Origin of the sequence: Zunongwangia pacifica (assembly GCF_023499215.1) — a bacterium.
GTDB lineage: Bacteria > Bacteroidota > Bacteroidia > Flavobacteriales > Flavobacteriaceae > Zunongwangia > Zunongwangia pacifica.
Window position 1 is genome coordinate 1 of the sequence record NZ_JAKHSK010000030.1, and the last position, 15846, is coordinate 15846.

Here is a 15846-nt window from a genome sequence, read left to right on the forward strand (position 1 = left end):
CAATAAATTGCTATAACTTTGTCCTGGAGCATAGTAAGTGCATTTTGAAGTTAGATATCTCAAAATTAAGGACTTATTTTATGCTCCTCTTTTTTATTTTTTAGGAAACTCGAGTTAGTTAATAAATTCCTTACGCAACCTTTTACGGTTTTTAGTATCTCATTAAAAACCAATATTATGAAAAAATATACCTTATTATTTTTAATATGCTTTTTTAGTCTTTTTGCTTGTGGTGATAATGAAAAGGATGAATTAGAAAGTTTACCTTTAATCGCCATTAATAGTGATAAATTAGTTGGAGAGTGGAAGCTTGTAGAATCTAAAGTTAGCCCGGGCGGACAAGTATCATGGTCGCCGGTATCACAAAGTTATACCATAAAATTTTTAGCTGATGCTACTTTTATAAAAAATGACGGTAATTGTGAAACCGGGACTTATCGTGTTGTAGCGCATCCAGAATATGAGGGCAAACAAATGATAGAACTTACTTATTCCTGTGATCTGGACCAGGCTGTTTATCCCGATAATAAATCATATTGGGGTATAGAGGTTTTAGATGATGAGTATTTGGTTTATCATCCTACTTATAAAGGACCAATATGTACAGAAGGCTGTTCTTATAAATTTAAGAAACAATAAATTAATTGAGTCACACTGGTCTTCCTAACGCTAATATTGTATTTTGGTCTTTTAAAAGTACGATATGAATTCCAGAGAAGAACAACTAAAGGCCTTCGACAGATTACTTACTATAATGGATGAACTTAGGGAAAAATGTCCCTGGGATCGCAAACAAACCATGGAAAGTCTTAGGCATTTAACCATAGAAGAAACTTACGAACTTGGTGATGCCATTTTAGATAAAGATACTGATGAAATTAGAAAAGAATTAGGCGATTTATTGTTGCATCTTGTCTTTTATGCAAAAATAGGAAGTGAGACCAATGATTTTGATATTGCTGATGTTGCCAACGGAATTTGTGAAAAGCTAATTTCCAGACATCCGCATATTTATGGGGATGTAAAAGTAGAAAATGTAGAAGACGTTAAAAGGAATTGGGAGAACCTAAAACTAAAGGAGGGAAAGAAAAGCGTTCTAGAAGGGGTCCCAAGATCTTTACCCGCATTGGTAAAGGCAAGTAGGATTCAGGATAAGGTTGCAGGCGTTGGGTTTGACTGGGAAGAACCGCAGCAGGTGTTCGAAAAGTTACAGGAAGAGTTAGGCGAACTACAGGAAGAGGTAGATAAAGCTGATAAGGATAAAATGGAGGCCGAATTTGGTGATGTTATGTTCTCTATGATCAATTACGCACGCTTTCTAAAAATTAATCCTGAAAACGCCTTAGAACGGACCAATAAGAAATTTATAAACCGTTTTAGATATCTTGAAGAAAAGGCTGCTGAAAATAATACCGCATTAAAAGATATGAGCCTTGCTGAAATGGATGTTTATTGGATTGAAGCAAAGAAGTTATAGGGTATTTAATGATCAATATTAGATAATCGTGAAGGATGCTATTTTTTATTGGGATGTAGATCCCGTCTTGTTTTGGATCACAGCTACTTTTCCGTTGAAGTATTACGGTTTATTATTTGTAACCGGGCTGATGCTTGGTTATTTAATCGTTAGAAATATCTATAAAAAAGAGAATATTCCCGTTGAAAATCTAGATAGTTTGTTATCCTATATTATATTGGGAACCGTAATAGGGGCAAGATTAGGCCATTGTTTATTTTACCAGCCAGACTATTTCTTTTCGCATCCTTTAGAAATGTTCCTTCCTATACAGAAGATTGAGGGGAGTTATCAATTTGTGGGGTATCAGGGATTGGCCAGTCACGGTGGTGCTTTGGGTGTTTTTATAGTAATTGTACTGTATTGCCGAAAATATAAAGTAAAGCTATTATGGATACTGGACAAGGTCGCTTTAGGAACGCCGGTAACCGGTGCTTTTATTCGATTAGGGAATTTTATGAATTCTGAAATTTATGGAAAACCTACTAATGGCAATTGGGGAGTGGTATTTGTTAGGGATGATATGATTCCCAGACATCCAACACAACTTTATGAGGCTTTTGCTTATTTACTGATTTTTGTAGTTTTATACGTTATTTATACTAAAATGAAAGTTAGAAATGGGCAGATTTTTGGCCTATTCTTAATTTTATTATTTCTTAGCAGATTTTTCATTGAATTTTTTAAAGAAAATCAGGTAGCATTCGAAAGTAATATGGCTTTAAATATGGGGCAGTGGTTAAGTATTCCATTTATAATTGCTGGTAGCCTTATTATATTTTTAAGTAAAAGAAAGCATACAAACCTGCAAATCTTTTAGGCCTTTATTATAGATTTAATTATCCCGTGTTAGTTCCTTTAGATTTTGGAGTTGGGAGATCTAAATTATATATAAAGTGATTTAAGATTTAAACCTCTAAAGACTGTTCTTATATTCTTGCTTTTCAATATTTAAGAAAATAAAAAACCATCGGTAATTATTACCGACGGTTTTTTATTCTGTATGCTATCCAAATACTAGTAAAGTGATTTTACTTTCTTTAGTTTTTCTCGCCAAACTTTTAGCTGAGCTTTGTGATTATCAATGTTTTTATGTACTTCCTGCACCAGTGGATTATCATCATCTACATTAGAGAAGAATTGTAAGTTGTTCTCTAATTGGCGAATTTCAGCCTGTGTTTCTTCAATTTTCTTAGAAAGGAAAAAGTGTTCATTTCTAATCTTATTGTCATCATCGGCGTCATTAAGTGCCTGGATTTTATTTTCGTATTTCAGCATTTCTGCTTTTGTACGATTTATATCTAGTTTTTTAAATAATTGATCTAAGGCCTTATTGAATTTTCCTTCAATAAATCGCTTGTTAAACGGAACTCTTCCCAAAGTTTTCCATTCAGCAATAAAAGATTTGATGGTTTTAAGATCCTCTTCTTTGTTGCCCGAATGATCGAATGATCGTATTTTATCCAGAAGCTCTTTTTTGTTACCAAAAGATTCCATTTCTTCTTTATTCTCTTCACTTCGGTTTTCGTGAACGCGATCAAAATAATAATTGCAGGCGGCCTTAAACTGTTTCCAAACCTTATCACTATCCTTTCTTGGAACATGCCCGATTTTTTTCCAGTCAGCCTGGATTTTTTTCATCAGTGGTGTGATGGTTTTAAAATCATCACTGTCCTTATTATCTTCAGCAATCTGGATTAGTTCTTTTTTCTTTTCCAGATTATCGTATTGCTGTTTTTTAAGATTCTTATAAAACGAATTTTTCTTACGGTTAAAACGTCTTACGGTCTCCTTAAAATCAGCCCAGGTTTCTTCGTTTTTACTTTTTGGTACTTTACCGGCTTTAAAGAATTCTTCGCGAAGCGCTTCAATTTCTTTAATTTTTTGCTGCCATTTATTATGACTACTTAAATCATGATCGGCTATTTCTCGGATCTTTTCGATAATTTGCTGCTTATTTTCCCAGTTTTTCTCGAATTCTTTATCCAGATTTTCAAAATATTCCTGACGGCGATCATGGACTACTTTGGTGGCATTGCTAAAGCGTTCCCATATTTCTTCACGGTATTCTTTAGCGACAGGCCCCAACTCTTCTTTCCACATCTTATGAAGCATTTGCAGCTCTCTAAAGGCACGGTTAATGTCCTGTTCCTGTGCTAACTCCTCAGCACGATCAATAACCTTAAGTTTTTGATCTAAATTGTGCTTAAAGTCCATATCCCTAAATTCACGATTTAGGTGAAGAAAATCATAAAAATTCTCTACGTGATGGTGATAAGTATTCCATACATTGTTGTATTTATCACGAGGAATCGGGCCGGCAGTACGCCATTTATCCTGAATATCTTTAAAGTGATTATATGTAGTATTGATGTTTTCCTCAACATCAAGTAAGCCTTTTAATTCTTCAATGATTTCAAGACGTTTACTAAGATTCGCGTTAAGATCCTGTTTTAACTGCTGGTAATATTTATTTCGTTTTTCACGATAATCAAAATACAGCGAATTAAAACGGTTTTTAAGCGGGGTAGAGTAGTGGAAGTCGATAATATTACCACCATCGGCAAGGAAATCTTCTTTCTTTTCCTCTAATTCTTCATCGAATTTAGCATTAAATTCGGTTCTAATTTCGATTACGTGCTCTTTTATCGCCTGTATTTTTTCATTCTTTAGCAATCGTTCTAACTCATCGGTTAGTTGCTCTTTGCTCATCGAATGATAATCTTTTTTAGGAATGGTGTGGCGCTCGGTAGCGCTTTCATCCTCACTATCCTCGGCAAGAGAATCATCTACTCCTTTTTTATGCTCTTCGATCATGGCATCTTCATGATCGTCTTCATCGTCTTCTTTAATATCTTCGGTACCGTCAGCATTTGCCTTTTTGTGATCTTCGGTATCCTGAACAAAAGTAGATTCGGCTACCATAGCTTCTTCAAGCTCGTTAGCTGTAGCTTTTGGATGCTCAACCTCTTCCGAAAAAGATTCCTCTACCTTCTTTTCTTCTGTTGTACTTTCTGAAGAGGTATCCTGCTGCTGAGTGGTTTCAGTAGTTTCAGGAGTCTCTTTTTTGGAAAGTTCTTCTTTCTTGTTTTCGTTATCTGATTGAGACATATCTTTCAATGTTAAAGTTCTGTATGTTTAATAAAGCTGAAAGATAACAACTACACGAAAATTGGGCAAGCAAACCAAATCTTTTATGATAAAATAACCGCGAAAATCCTCAAATTTTTAAGAATTCCATATTGCCCAGGCTGCTTCGGCCTGTAATTCGAGCATTTTATGGCCATTTACAGCGGTAGCCCCCTCTTTCTTACTGTTACTCATAAATTTTGTTTCGGCAGGATTATAAATCAAATCGAAAACAAGATGGTTTTTCGTCATAAAGTGATAAGGAATATCCGGGCAGTTATCGATGTTTGGGAATGTTCCCAATGGCGTAGTATTAACGATCAGAGAATATTTAAGGATAATTTCTTCGTTTAGGTTGGTATAAGCATATTGTTCCTGAAGCGGATTTCTGGAAACGAATTTGTATGAAATCCCCATGGTTTTTAAAGCGTATGCAACTGCTTTTGATGCGCCACCCGTGCCCAAAATCAGTGCATGCGTGTGCTGAGGCCTAAGATGAGGTTTTAAAGAATCCCTAAAACCTATAAAATCGGTATTATGACCAATTAATTTTCCGCCGTTTTCAAACTTGATCACGTTTACAGCTTCAATTTCTTTAGCATCTTCAGAGAGATCATCCAAAAACTTCATCACTTCCAGCTTATAAGGAATCGTAACATTCATTCCTGAAAGTGTAGGATTTTTAGTAATTACCAGTGGGAAATCGGTAATTTCAGGAATATCAAAATTGACATATTCAGCATCAATTTTTTCTTTTTCAAATTTCTCGTTGAAATATTTTCTTGAAAATGAATAGGCTATGTTTTTACCTAACAGTCCGAATTTCTTCATTTTTTGGTTGCTTTTGAATCTCTATTTACTGATCTTTTTCTCAAAAAACATTGTGTAGAGCTCTTACTTTGGCACTCTGGCTTTCTTTTTTGCATGTTCTTTTTTCTCGTAGAATGCAAGTCCCAGGACAATAAAAATACCTACCAGAATAAAGAATATGGCCAGGTAAGTTTCGCTATTTGTAAAGTCGGGAAAAAATCTATTGTAATTATCTATAATTTTATCACCGTGGCTATCCAATAATAAATTACCAGCCGTATCGGTTTTATATGTTTTGATTTTCCAGGGCCAGACAACGCCCAAAGAACCAGTAATAAAGCCAATGATGGTTGCAAAGGTGTCTTTCTTATAATGCTTTAATACAAACCCTAGCAAATGCGAAAGGGAAACCAAGCCTGCCAGGGATCCCAAAGCGAAAACGATCATCACCTGTAGCAAATGCATCCTTGATGGGTTAGCAGTAAAACTAAAGTCCAGACTAAGAATATCGGCTAAGGTATCGTACAATGCGTTAACCGAATCTACCAGTAATAACACATAGTTTCCTAGTAAAATAAGGATAAAAGACCCGCTTAATCCCGGTAATGTCATACCCGAGACACCAATTATTCCGCAGAAGAAAACAAACCATAAATTATCATTTTCGCGTGCAGGCTCTAACATGCTTATGGCAACGCCAAAAGCAATCCCTAAACTAACAAATAATATACTGCGGCGGCTCCATTCATCAAAATCTTTACTGATGTAATAAATCGAGCCAATAATCATCCCAAAGAAAGCTGACCAAACGTAAAGTTCGTAATGAACGATGAGATAATCTAAAATTTTGGAAATGCTGAAGTAACTAATAAGCATCCCCAAAATAAGTAGGCCTAAAAACTTCCCATTTATATAATGATAAAGACTGCGAAAACGGCCGGCAATTAAAAGTTTACCAGCCTTAAGGTTTATCTTTTGTAATGAATAAATAAATTCTTCGTAAAAACCGGCAACAAAAGCCACAACACCACCAGAAACCCCAGGAACTTTATTGGCAGCTCCCATGGCTAATCCTTTTAATACAAGGAATAATTTATCTGTTAATGTTCTAGTTTGTTGCATTAGATTCTTCGGATTGGTTGCCTGCTAAGCTTTCCAGAAGAAAAATGAGTCCGAATCCTGCTAACATCAGGACTACTGAAAATAATAATTGAGAATCGCCCTCAAAATTCCACGGTAAAACAGAAGTTTCATTAATCACAATTTCTTTATCCTCAAATCTGGCGACTTCCAATACCTTTTTCCAGGGCCATATTTTATTTAGTGAGCCTGCAATAAAACCAGTTAAGACGGCTAGAGTAATACTGGTATAATGGGTAAAAAGCCACTTTAGAATTTTGGAAAAGCTAAGTAACCCAAAAATAGCACCAGCACCAACGATAGCCAGAGTTTTAATATCGAAGTTGTGGGCAGCTTCGGTTACGGGGCGATAGGCCCCCAGTAATACCAGGATAAACGCTCCTGAAATTCCGGGCAGGATCATCGCGCAAACGGCAATAGCTCCGGCAATAAACATAAAAACGCTACTCTCTGAACTTCCCATAGGTGGCAGAGATGTAACATAAAGCGCTACCGCAGCCCCAAGAATTAGTGCGATAACAATTTTAAAATTCCATTTTGGGATTTGTTTAGCAACATACCAGATACTTGCCAGCACCAATCCAAAAAAGAATGACCAGATTAATACAGGGTGGTTTTGTAGCAAATAATTTGCCAGTCGCATTAGTGTGAATAAACTAATAAGGATTCCTAGCAACAGCGAAACGATAAAACCGCCATTTAATTGAAGCCACATTGCTTTAAAGCCTTCTGTTTTCCAGGTTTTTAAAAGAGAAAGATCGATACCACTAATGGTAGAGATCAATTCTTCGTAAATTCCTGAAATAAAAGCGATGGTTCCTCCCGATACTCCAGGGACAACATCTGCGGCTCCCATAGCCATACCTTTTAAAGTAATGCTTAGGTATTCTCGTAAGCTTCTTTGCATATCCTAAAAATTAGATTCGCCCAAAGTTAGGAAATTACTATGAAGCCTTTTGATAAGAATCTATTAATTGTTTAACGCTTTTTCTTTTAAAGATTTCAGGGAAAAGTTCTTCGATGATAATATAATATTCAGCATCAGCTTTTAAACCGTTTTCCAGGTGTTTATAGGCAAGATCGGCTTTATTCAGCATAAAATATAGCCCGCTTAGTCGATATTCAATTTCAGCAATACCAGGATAAAATTCATTAGCCTGCAACAAATTTTGCACGGCAGTTTCCCATTCTGCAAGGTTAATTAAGATATCACAACGTCTAATCCAGGTTTCTAATTCGTAATTTCCAAGATCTAAAGTTTTACGATAGCCACGTTCGGCTTCCCGGTCTAAATTTAAACGGTTATTGATTTTTGCGTAACGTTTCCAATACAGCACATTTTCTTCATCGATATTGATTGCTTTGTTGATATAGTAGAGCGCTTTTTTAAAATTTTTCTTCTTGATATAAAAATCGGTGATTGCGATCCAGCCTTTATCTAAAAGTGGATCTTCATGAACCGTTTTTTCATAATTTGAAAGTGCCAGTTTATCATTACCCAGTTTTTCAAAACATTTACCAATTCGCAAATAGGCGAAAGAAGTAGGGTCGTCTAGTTCTAAAGTAACATTATAGTTTTCTATAGCCTCTACATAACGTTCCAGTTTTTCCAGTACTTTTCCTTTTTCTAAATAAGCACCTATAAAATATTCGTCGCTAATAATGGCAAAATCAAAAGCGGCTAAAGCTTTTTTGTAGTCTTTTAAATCAAAATATTGTTTTCCTACTTGATGCCATGCTACCTCGCAATATGGGTTTTTATCCAGGTACATATTAAGGTACTCTATAGCTTCTTCTTTTTCACCAAGAAAATCGAAGCAATACATTACATTGTATAGGGCAGAATAATCTTCTTCATCGGCTTCAAGACAATTCATAAAATTGATCTTGGCATTTTCAAAATCTTCAAGAAAAAGGTATTCCATGCCAATCATCGAGTAGATCTCAGCCGCTTCATCGGTAACCTCTAAAGCCAGTTCTAAAACGTTGATGGCCTTGTGATGTTCATCTCGCTTAGAAAAGATTTGTGCTTTTTGGATATACACTTCTTCGTTATTGGCTTCCAGATCCTGTACTTCGGCCAATAGACCATCGGCAAGATCTAGTTTGTCTTCAAAAACAAGAATTTCAACTTTAAGAAGTTTAAGGTTGATTGATGATGGATGCTGGGAAAGACCTAATTTAACGGCCTTTTTAGCAAGATTTATCTTTCCGATTTCTAAATAATGATGAATAATGTTTTCGAATTCGTTAGAATCAAAGAATAAAACATCATTGGTCTTAAGCATAGATTCGAAACGGGAAAGTGAGAAATTGTTATCTTCGTTATGACTTAACTGCATAAGCAAGTTGTTACTGGATTCCTACTTTACTAAAGTTAAAAAACGATTTAACCGAGTATCGCAGATGCTTTAATTGTTGTTAACAAAGTAATCAACAACCTAAGCTTTGTTTTTTATTTTGTTTAAAACGTCAATTATAATGCCACAACCTTCTTCAATCTCTTCCATAGAAATTGTTAGTGGCGGGGTAATTCTTACAGCTCTTTTTTCGAATAAAAGCCAGAATAAAATTACTCCTTTTTCTTTACAATTTAAGATGATCTTATTGGCTATATCCTCAGAGGCCACAATAGCTGCAAGCATTAATCCTTTTCCTCTTACTTCTGAAATTAAAGGATGGACAAGCAATTCTCTGAAGCGTTTTTCTTTTTCTAAGGTTTCTGCCATTAATTCAGATTCCAGAATTGTTTTTAAGGTGGCATGACAGGCAGCTGCCACAAGTGGATTTCCGCCAAAAGTGGTAATATGTCCCATTTTTGGATTATCTGAAAGCAAATCCATTAACGCTTCTGAGGCGACAAAAGCTCCAACAGGTAAACCGCCGCCCATTCCTTTGCCTATCGCCATGATATCTGGTACAACATTGTAATTTTCGAATCCGAATAATTTTCCGGTTCGTCCAAAACCAGGCTGAATTTCATCTAAAATCAGTAATGCGCCTACTGCTGTACAGCGTGCTTTTACCTTTTTTAAATAATCATTTTCAGGCTGAATAAATCCGGCGCCACCCTGAATGGTTTCTAAAATAACCGCTGCGGTTTTTTCTGTAATTCGATTTAAATGATCCTCATTGTTAAATTCAATAAAATCGATGTCACCAATTAAAGGCCTAAAGGGTTTCTGCCGTTCTTCATAATTCATTAAACTTAAAGAACCCATAGTATTTCCGTGGTAGGCGTTTTTAGCCGCCAGGATTTCTGTTCTGCCGGTGGCACGTCGGGCTAATTTTAAAGCACCTTCAATAGCTTCGGTACCGGAGTTTACCAGATAAACTTTGTTTAATGGATTAGGAAGGCTTTCCGCTAAAAGTTTTGAGAAATCTACAGCCGGAGCCTGCGCATATTCCCCATACACCATAACATGCAGATATTTGTCGGCCTGCTTTTTTATAGCAGTGATTACCGCAGGATGGCAATGTCCTAAACTTGTAGCCGAAACACCGGCCACAAAATCAAGATGTTTTTGCCCGTCTGAAGTATAAATATAAGATCCCTTCGCATCGATAACTTCTAAACCTAAAGGATGGGGCGTTGTTTGTGCCTGATATTTTAAAAAATCTTTATTCAATCTTAAGCGGAGCTTTTGGGGTTTCCAGACTATCTTTTTTGGTTTCAGGTGTTATTTTAGATTCTTTCCCTTCAGATGGCGAAAAGGATGCGGGTTTTACCTGAACGCCCTGTGGAATCATCGATTGTACGCTGGGAATGCTATCCTGCACCTTATCTTTTAAGTCTTGCGGTTTTAACCTTGAGTTTTCATTTAACAGCATATCGCCTTCTTCACGTTCATCAAAGAAATCTTCGATTTGTTCGGGTAGTGGGATCCCCTCAATTTTTACGAGTTCAGGGAGCTCTTTACCTTTAAACAAATCTTGTTTTTTTTCTAATCTTTCGTCGCCACGCCAGTTAAAACCTTGCAGCGTTCGATTACTTTTTAATACTTGTTCTTCAGGTTTTAAAGTGCCATCGATAGCCTGATAATAATATACGTCCTCTATTTGGCGGTCTTTAAAAAAAACCTCGATTCTGCTTGATAGGGTTTTATTAATTCCAATAAGGTCGTTATTTTCGGTTCGGCTGTAATATAATGTCTCTGTATTTTTATCGATATTCACTTTATAAAGCTCATTTTCTTCAAATAAGCCTATCAAGAACTGTCCTTTAATTTGATTGTAGCCATCAATACTATCTTTATTGATCAGAAAGGCATTGTTATATACTTTTAAACTATCCAACTGTTCGGTTTCTTTATTACTGATAATCTGAATTGTGTCCCCGGTCATCTGGTTTAGTCCGGACCATAGCACCGGATTTCTTTTTACGGAGGTTGCCGAATTTTCTCCCGGATTAATATTGATCAGTTTTGTAATTCCGGCTTGTTGGTTTACGTATATAGAATCACTTTTACCGCTCATATCACTCTTATACATTCTAACATCGTAGAATCCGCGTAGAATCCGATTTTCAGGTTTACCGGTCACTAAGAGCGTATCACTATGAATAAATACCGAATCCTGATCCTGAAGGCTGGCTGCAACAGGCCATTTTGTTATAATTACCGAATCTTTTTCCCGAAAAACTTCGGCATAATGGCCGGTTACTTTACTATTATTTGCGGTATCGATTACCTGAATATTATTGGTAGCCGAAGCAAAACTGGTATTACGATCAAAATAAAGGCTGTCGCCTAACACCGTTCGGTTATCGTAATCTATTCTTGAATTTTTTACAAAATAGCCGGTATCACCCCGAGTGTCATAAAAGCCACGTTCGCAATAAACTGTACTTTCTTCTCCTTCTATAGTCGATGGGCCGTAAAGATAAGCGTGACCACTTTCAGAATAAAAATCGATATGATCTGAATTTACAATATAATCGGGATTGGTGATTTTTACATTTGATAAAAAGGTGTATTTATCTTCTTCAAAATAATACCTTCCTATGGTACTGGTAAGAACACTGGCGGTATCGGTAACTTTACCACCGCTTCTATAATAAGCTTCCTGTTTTATACGATCAAAAAATAAGGAGTCTGTTTCCAGGGTAGTTTGCGGGCGTTTCATTTTTACTTTTCCACTGGCAAAAGCAAATTGGGTGTTGCCGTTGTATTCAGCATAATCGCTATTCATGCTAACGGTATCTCCCTGTTTCATCCTTACCTCGCCATAAGCCTTAAAGAAATTGTCGTTTTCGTAAAATACTGCATTATTACACCACACTTCGATCCCCTGATGGATAAAATGAACCTGGTTGGTTACTTTACTCATCACCAAAGCACCCGGATATCTTTCTTCATCGCGATATTGACGGTCGTTTTCATAATCGATTTTACGACCGTTCTCCTGCGCATTTGCAAAGCTTATGCTAAAAAGAAAAAGTAAGATATAGAGGTAATTTTTCAAGATTCTAAAATTTGTGCAAAAATAGCGAAAATGATTGGATCAGCTGAAACAAGGTTTTTAATTATGATAACGTTGTAAATTGAGAATATTTTAAATTTTAGACCTCAACAATGATAAATTATTTCTTAATAGATAATAAATGTTTCTAAAAATTGTGAATAATTAAGTTTTTAAGGACTGCTTTAATAAAAGATTAACGATTAAATGAAAACCAAAGGGGATTTCCCTGCGTAAGTTTAATATAAACTAATAAAATTTAATTATGAAAAAACCAGTTGTTAAGTTGGAATTTGATGATAAAAAGGGTCAGGGAAATTCCAGAAGAAGATTTATTAAAATGGGCGGTTTGGCATTTGCGGGCTCAACTTTGTTGTACGCATGTAGTGAAGATGATGATTTTAATCCCGGAATGCAACCTGAACCGGAACCTGAGCCTGAGCCTGAGCCAGAAGTTTTTGATTTAGGAAGTGGAGATTTAGGAATTTTAAATTATGCTTATGCTTTAGAACAACTCGAAGCTGCTTTTTATACAGCGGTAAGAACAGGCAATTACTATGCCGGTGCTCCAGATGAAGAAAAAGAATTATTCGATGATTTATATAATCACGAGGTGATTCACAGAGAGTTTTTTAGAACCGCAATAGCGGCGGCAACTGCGGATAATCCTGATGCCATGTTACCAGATCTGGAATTTAATTTAGAAGGAGCAGGTATAGATATTAATAATCGGGATAGTGTTCTTCAGACAGCAAAACTACTGGAAGATACAGGGGTTAGTGCTTATAATGGAGCTGGAGACCGTATTGAAACGGCAGCTTATTTAGTAATTGCAGGTAAAATAGTTTCTGTAGAAGCTAGACATGCCTCGGCAATTAGATCTCTACTTAATCCAGATTCAGCTGATTTTGCGGGAGATGATGTGATTGATGTGAATGGATTAGATCCAGCTGCAGATCCAGGAGATATCTATAATGCAGTTGTAGATCTTGGTGTAGTTGCCACTCCATTTACAGCCAATAATTTACCTGCTCCACAACACGAATCATAGAAACTACTAACTTAAAACGAAAAAAATTATGAGTATTATAAAGATGTTAGATGAATTTTCTTCTGAAAATTTAATGAATAAAAAATCATCCAGAAGAGATATGTTTGGAACATTAAGTTCTTTTGGTAAAAAAGCCGCTATCGCCGCGGTACCTTTTGGACTTGCTACCAATAAAGCGAAAGCAGCTGCTTTTCAGGATAGTGGGAATAGTGCAGTAGATGCTTTACAATTGGCATTGACACTAGAGTATCTTGAAGCTGAATTTTATATGATGGCATTAGAATCTGATGTTTTAGAAGGAGGATCCAGATCTGAAATTGCTTTTATGCAAATATCAAAACATGAATCTGCTCATGTAGATTTTTTAATTAGTGGTTTAGAAGGTGCTGGAGTAGAACCTGTTGCCAAACCAACTTTCGATTTTACCGCTGGAGGTTCTTTTGATCCTTTTAATGATGGTGATACTTCTATGGAGGTTTCCAGAGCTCAAATGCTGGCTTTAGCACAGGCGTTTGAAGATACCGGAGTAAGAGCCTATAAAGGGCAGGCAGCTAATTTGATGGGAACAGCATTTTTGGAGCCAGCACTTCAAATTCATTCTGTAGAAGCGAAACATGCTTCAGAAATTAGAAGAATTAGAGGGCTAAAAGGTTGGATTACCGGAAATCAAAGAGGTGATGGTATGCCAGAAGCTACTCAGGATGTTTATAATGGGGAAGAAGTAACTATGCAGGCAGATATAGACTTAGTAGGATATGATTATGGAGATTCGCCTCTTGTAGGAGATAAAACAGTGGCGGTGACTCAGGCTTTTGATGAGCCAATGAGCGGAGAAACAGCAAGTACTATTGCGGGACTATTTATAGTAAGCTAGACATACCTTCAGGTAGTTTTCCCTTTATTACTTTCCATGAAAAGTAAGAAAATAAAAAAGGCTGTTGAAAAACGGCCTTTTTTAATATCAAAAATCGATAATTTCGATCTATTTTCTAGTAATTGTCTGAGTCCTATCTGGCCCTACCGAAACTACCGAAATAGGTACGTTTAGTTCTTTTTCTAAAAAGTCTACGTAATCGTTAAACTCTTTTGGAAGTTGTGAAGCTTCAGTCATTCCTGTAAGATCTGCAGACCATCCTTTTAATTCGGTATAAACAGGCGATACATTTTGCTCTTCAATATTATAAGGAAGATGTTTTATCTCTTCTCCACGATATTTATAAGAAGTACAAACTTTTAAAGTGTCAAAACCACTTAAAACATCACCTTTCATCATGATAAGCTGAGTGATCCCGTTAACCTGTACGGCATATTTAAGCGCTACTAAATCCAGCCAGCCACATCTTCTTGGTCTACCTGTAGTTGCTCCAAATTCGTTACCAACTCTTCCCATGGTTTTACCGTCTTCGTCAAAAAGCTCGGTAGGGAATGGCCCGCTACCTACACGTGTGGTATACGCTTTAAAAATACCAAAAGCTTCGCCAATTTGCCTAGGAGATACTCCAAGCCCGGTACATGCCCCGGCAGCAGTAGTATTTGAGGAAGTTACAAATGGATAAGTACCAAAATCGATATCTAAAAGCGATCCCTGTGCACCTTCAGCAAGAATAGTTTTACCTTCAGCCTGGGCTTGTTGTAAATATTCTTCACTATCAATAAATTGAAGTGATTTTAAGGTTTTAACCGCTTCAAAGAATTCTTTCTCTAATTCACTAAGATCGTATTGCACATCTGCATCGTAAAAATCGATCATCTTTACATGCTTATCCGCAAGACTTTGGTAACGTTCTTTCCAGTCATCTAATTCTAAATCACCAACTCTAATTCCGTTTCTTCCGGTTTTGTCCATATACGTAGGACCAATTCCTTTAAGGGTAGAACCAATTTTGGCTTTACCTTTAGAAGCTTCAGAAGCTGCATCCAATAATCGATGCGTAGGTAAGATTAAATGTGCTTTTCTGGAAATTAATAATCTGCTTTTATAATCTACATGATGTTTTGCCAGATTATCTAATTCTCTTTTAAAAATTACAGGATCGATCACTACTCCGTTACCCACAAGGTTTACGGTATTTTCGTGAAAAATTCCTGAAGGAATGGTGTGTAATACGTGTTTTTGCCCATCGAATTCTAGCGTATGTCCTGCATTTGGACCACCCTGAAAACGAGCAATAATATCATATTTAGAGGTAAATACGTCGACAATTTTTCCTTTGCCTTCGTCACCCCATTGAAGCCCGAGTAGTAAATCTACCGCCATGAAAATTATACTTAATTAGTTGATTTTTTAATGCCGTAAAAATATAAAGAATGTTTGTTTATTTCGATATCGAACACTTCTTCTATGGTTTGTTTAATAGATTGAATTCTAGGATCGCAAAACTCGATCACCTCGCCGGTATCGGTAAGAATGATATGGTCGTGCTGCCTGTCGAAATAGGATTTTTCGTATTGTGCCTGATTTTGCCCAAATTGATGCTTACGTACCAGGCCACATTCTAATAATAATTCGATGGTATTGTATAATGTAGCACGGCTAACGCGATACTTTTTATTTTTCATTTTGATATATAAAGATTCGATATCAAAATGTTCATCATTATCATAGATCTCCTGTAAAATAGCAAAACGTTCAGGGGTTTTTCGGTGCCCTTTATCTTCTAAAAACTTGGTGAATACGTTTTTAACTACTGCCTGGTCGTTCTTATTTACAACTTTTTTACTCATAATTTTTTACTGCCGC

14 protein-coding genes are annotated in these 15846 nt (G+C 36.3%); 5 read left to right on the forward strand and 9 right to left on the reverse strand.

Annotation, left to right across the window (positions count from 1 at the left end; genetic code table 11):
• The first annotated feature begins 177 nt into the window (after nt 1–177).
• The 3 genes from L1967_RS16875 to lgt all read left to right on the forward strand — a co-directional run bounded on the left by L1967_RS16875 (nt 178) and on the right by lgt (nt 2336).
• Nucleotides 178–639, forward strand: coding sequence for a hypothetical protein (locus L1967_RS16875; protein ID WP_249602678.1), 462 nt, complete (start codon nt 178–180; stop codon nt 637–639).
• Nucleotides 640–703: 64 nt separating this feature from the next.
• Nucleotides 704–1477, forward strand: coding sequence for a nucleoside triphosphate pyrophosphohydrolase (gene mazG, locus L1967_RS16880; RefSeq protein WP_249602679.1), 774 nt, complete (start codon nt 704–706; stop codon nt 1475–1477).
• Between the two features lie 28 nt (nt 1478–1505).
• Nucleotides 1506–2336, forward strand: coding sequence for a prolipoprotein diacylglyceryl transferase (gene lgt / locus L1967_RS16885; protein ID WP_249602680.1), 831 nt, complete (start codon nt 1506–1508; stop codon nt 2334–2336).
• Between the two features lie 197 nt (nt 2337–2533).
• Here lgt and L1967_RS16890 read toward each other — a convergent pair whose 3' ends face one another.
• From L1967_RS16890 to L1967_RS16920, 7 genes are all read right to left on the reverse strand, one after another.
• A complete protein-coding gene (locus tag L1967_RS16890) occupies nt 2534–4627 on the reverse strand; it encodes a DUF349 domain-containing protein (RefSeq protein ID WP_249602681.1) in 2094 nt (697 codons plus the stop codon).
• Between the two features lie 117 nt (nt 4628–4744).
• Nucleotides 4745–5476, reverse strand: a complete 732-nt coding sequence (locus L1967_RS16895; protein WP_249602682.1) for a shikimate dehydrogenase family protein — start codon at nt 5474–5476, stop codon at nt 4745–4747.
• 63 nt (nt 5477–5539) lie between these two features.
• Nucleotides 5540–6577, reverse strand: coding sequence for a DUF368 domain-containing protein (locus L1967_RS16900; protein ID WP_249602683.1), 1038 nt, complete (start codon nt 6575–6577; stop codon nt 5540–5542).
• Entirely contained in the window at nt 6564–7502 is a 939-nt protein-coding gene (locus tag L1967_RS16905) for a DUF368 domain-containing protein (RefSeq protein ID WP_249602684.1), read from the reverse strand. Before L1967_RS16905 ends, L1967_RS16900 begins: the two co-directional genes overlap by 14 nt.
• Nucleotides 7503–7539: 37 nt before the next feature.
• Entirely contained in the window at nt 7540–8937 is a 1398-nt protein-coding gene (locus L1967_RS16910) for a tetratricopeptide repeat protein (RefSeq protein ID WP_249602685.1), read from the reverse strand.
• A gap of 99 nt (nt 8938–9036) precedes the next feature.
• Entirely contained in the window at nt 9037–10224 is a 1188-nt protein-coding gene (locus L1967_RS16915; RefSeq protein WP_249602686.1) for an aspartate aminotransferase family protein, read from the reverse strand.
• Entirely contained in the window at nt 10217–12058 is a 1842-nt protein-coding gene (locus L1967_RS16920; protein ID WP_249602687.1) for an OstA-like protein, read from the reverse strand. Before L1967_RS16920 ends, L1967_RS16915 begins: the two co-directional genes overlap by 8 nt.
• A gap of 262 nt (nt 12059–12320) precedes the next feature.
• On the opposite strand from L1967_RS16920, the gene L1967_RS16925 reads away from it, so the two are divergent.
• Together L1967_RS16925 and L1967_RS16930 are read left to right on the forward strand one after the other, a co-directional pair.
• Nucleotides 12321–13106, forward strand: a complete 786-nt coding sequence (locus L1967_RS16925) for a ferritin-like domain-containing protein (protein WP_249602688.1) — start codon at nt 12321–12323, stop codon at nt 13104–13106.
• A gap of 28 nt (nt 13107–13134) precedes the next feature.
• Nucleotides 13135–13980, forward strand: coding sequence for a ferritin-like domain-containing protein (locus L1967_RS16930; RefSeq protein WP_249602689.1), 846 nt, complete (start codon nt 13135–13137; stop codon nt 13978–13980).
• A gap of 108 nt (nt 13981–14088) precedes the next feature.
• On the opposite strand, the gene L1967_RS16935 is transcribed toward L1967_RS16930, so the two are convergent.
• A complete protein-coding gene (locus L1967_RS16935) occupies nt 14089–15363 on the reverse strand; it encodes an adenylosuccinate synthase (protein WP_249602690.1) in 1275 nt (424 codons plus the stop codon).
• An 11-nt stretch (nt 15364–15374) separates the two neighbouring features.
• A complete protein-coding gene (locus L1967_RS16940) occupies nt 15375–15830 on the reverse strand; it encodes a Fur family transcriptional regulator (protein WP_249602691.1) in 456 nt (151 codons plus the stop codon).
• Nucleotides 15831–15846 lie beyond the last annotated feature (16 nt).

Excerpts from the sequence above, each read along its gene's own strand:
- L1967_RS16895 (WP_249602682.1), bottom strand. The coding sequence starts at position 5,476 with ATGAAGAAATTCGGACTGTTAGGTAAAAACATAGCCTATTCATTTTCA.
- L1967_RS16935 (WP_249602690.1), bottom strand. The coding sequence starts at position 15,363 with ATGGCGGTAGATTTACTACTCGGGCTTCAATGGGGTGACGAAGGCAAA.
- mazG (WP_249602679.1), top strand. The coding sequence starts at position 704 with ATGAATTCCAGAGAAGAACAACTAAAGGCCTTCGACAGATTACTTACT.
- L1967_RS16875 (WP_249602678.1), top strand. The coding sequence starts at position 178 with ATGAAAAAATATACCTTATTATTTTTAATATGCTTTTTTAGTCTTTTT.
- L1967_RS16925 (WP_249602688.1), top strand. The coding sequence starts at position 12,321 with ATGAAAAAACCAGTTGTTAAGTTGGAATTTGATGATAAAAAGGGTCAG.
- L1967_RS16900 (WP_249602683.1), bottom strand. The coding sequence starts at position 6,577 with ATGCAACAAACTAGAACATTAACAGATAAATTATTCCTTGTATTAAAA.
- L1967_RS16940 (WP_249602691.1), bottom strand. The coding sequence starts at position 15,830 with ATGAGTAAAAAAGTTGTAAATAAGAACGACCAGGCAGTAGTTAAAAAC.
- L1967_RS16930 (WP_249602689.1), top strand. The coding sequence starts at position 13,135 with ATGAGTATTATAAAGATGTTAGATGAATTTTCTTCTGAAAATTTAATG.
- L1967_RS16890 (WP_249602681.1), bottom strand. The coding sequence starts at position 4,627 with ATGTCTCAATCAGATAACGAAAACAAGAAAGAAGAACTTTCCAAAAAA.
- L1967_RS16905 (WP_249602684.1), bottom strand. The coding sequence starts at position 7,502 with ATGCAAAGAAGCTTACGAGAATACCTAAGCATTACTTTAAAAGGTATG.
- L1967_RS16910 (WP_249602685.1), bottom strand. The coding sequence starts at position 8,937 with ATGCAGTTAAGTCATAACGAAGATAACAATTTCTCACTTTCCCGTTTC.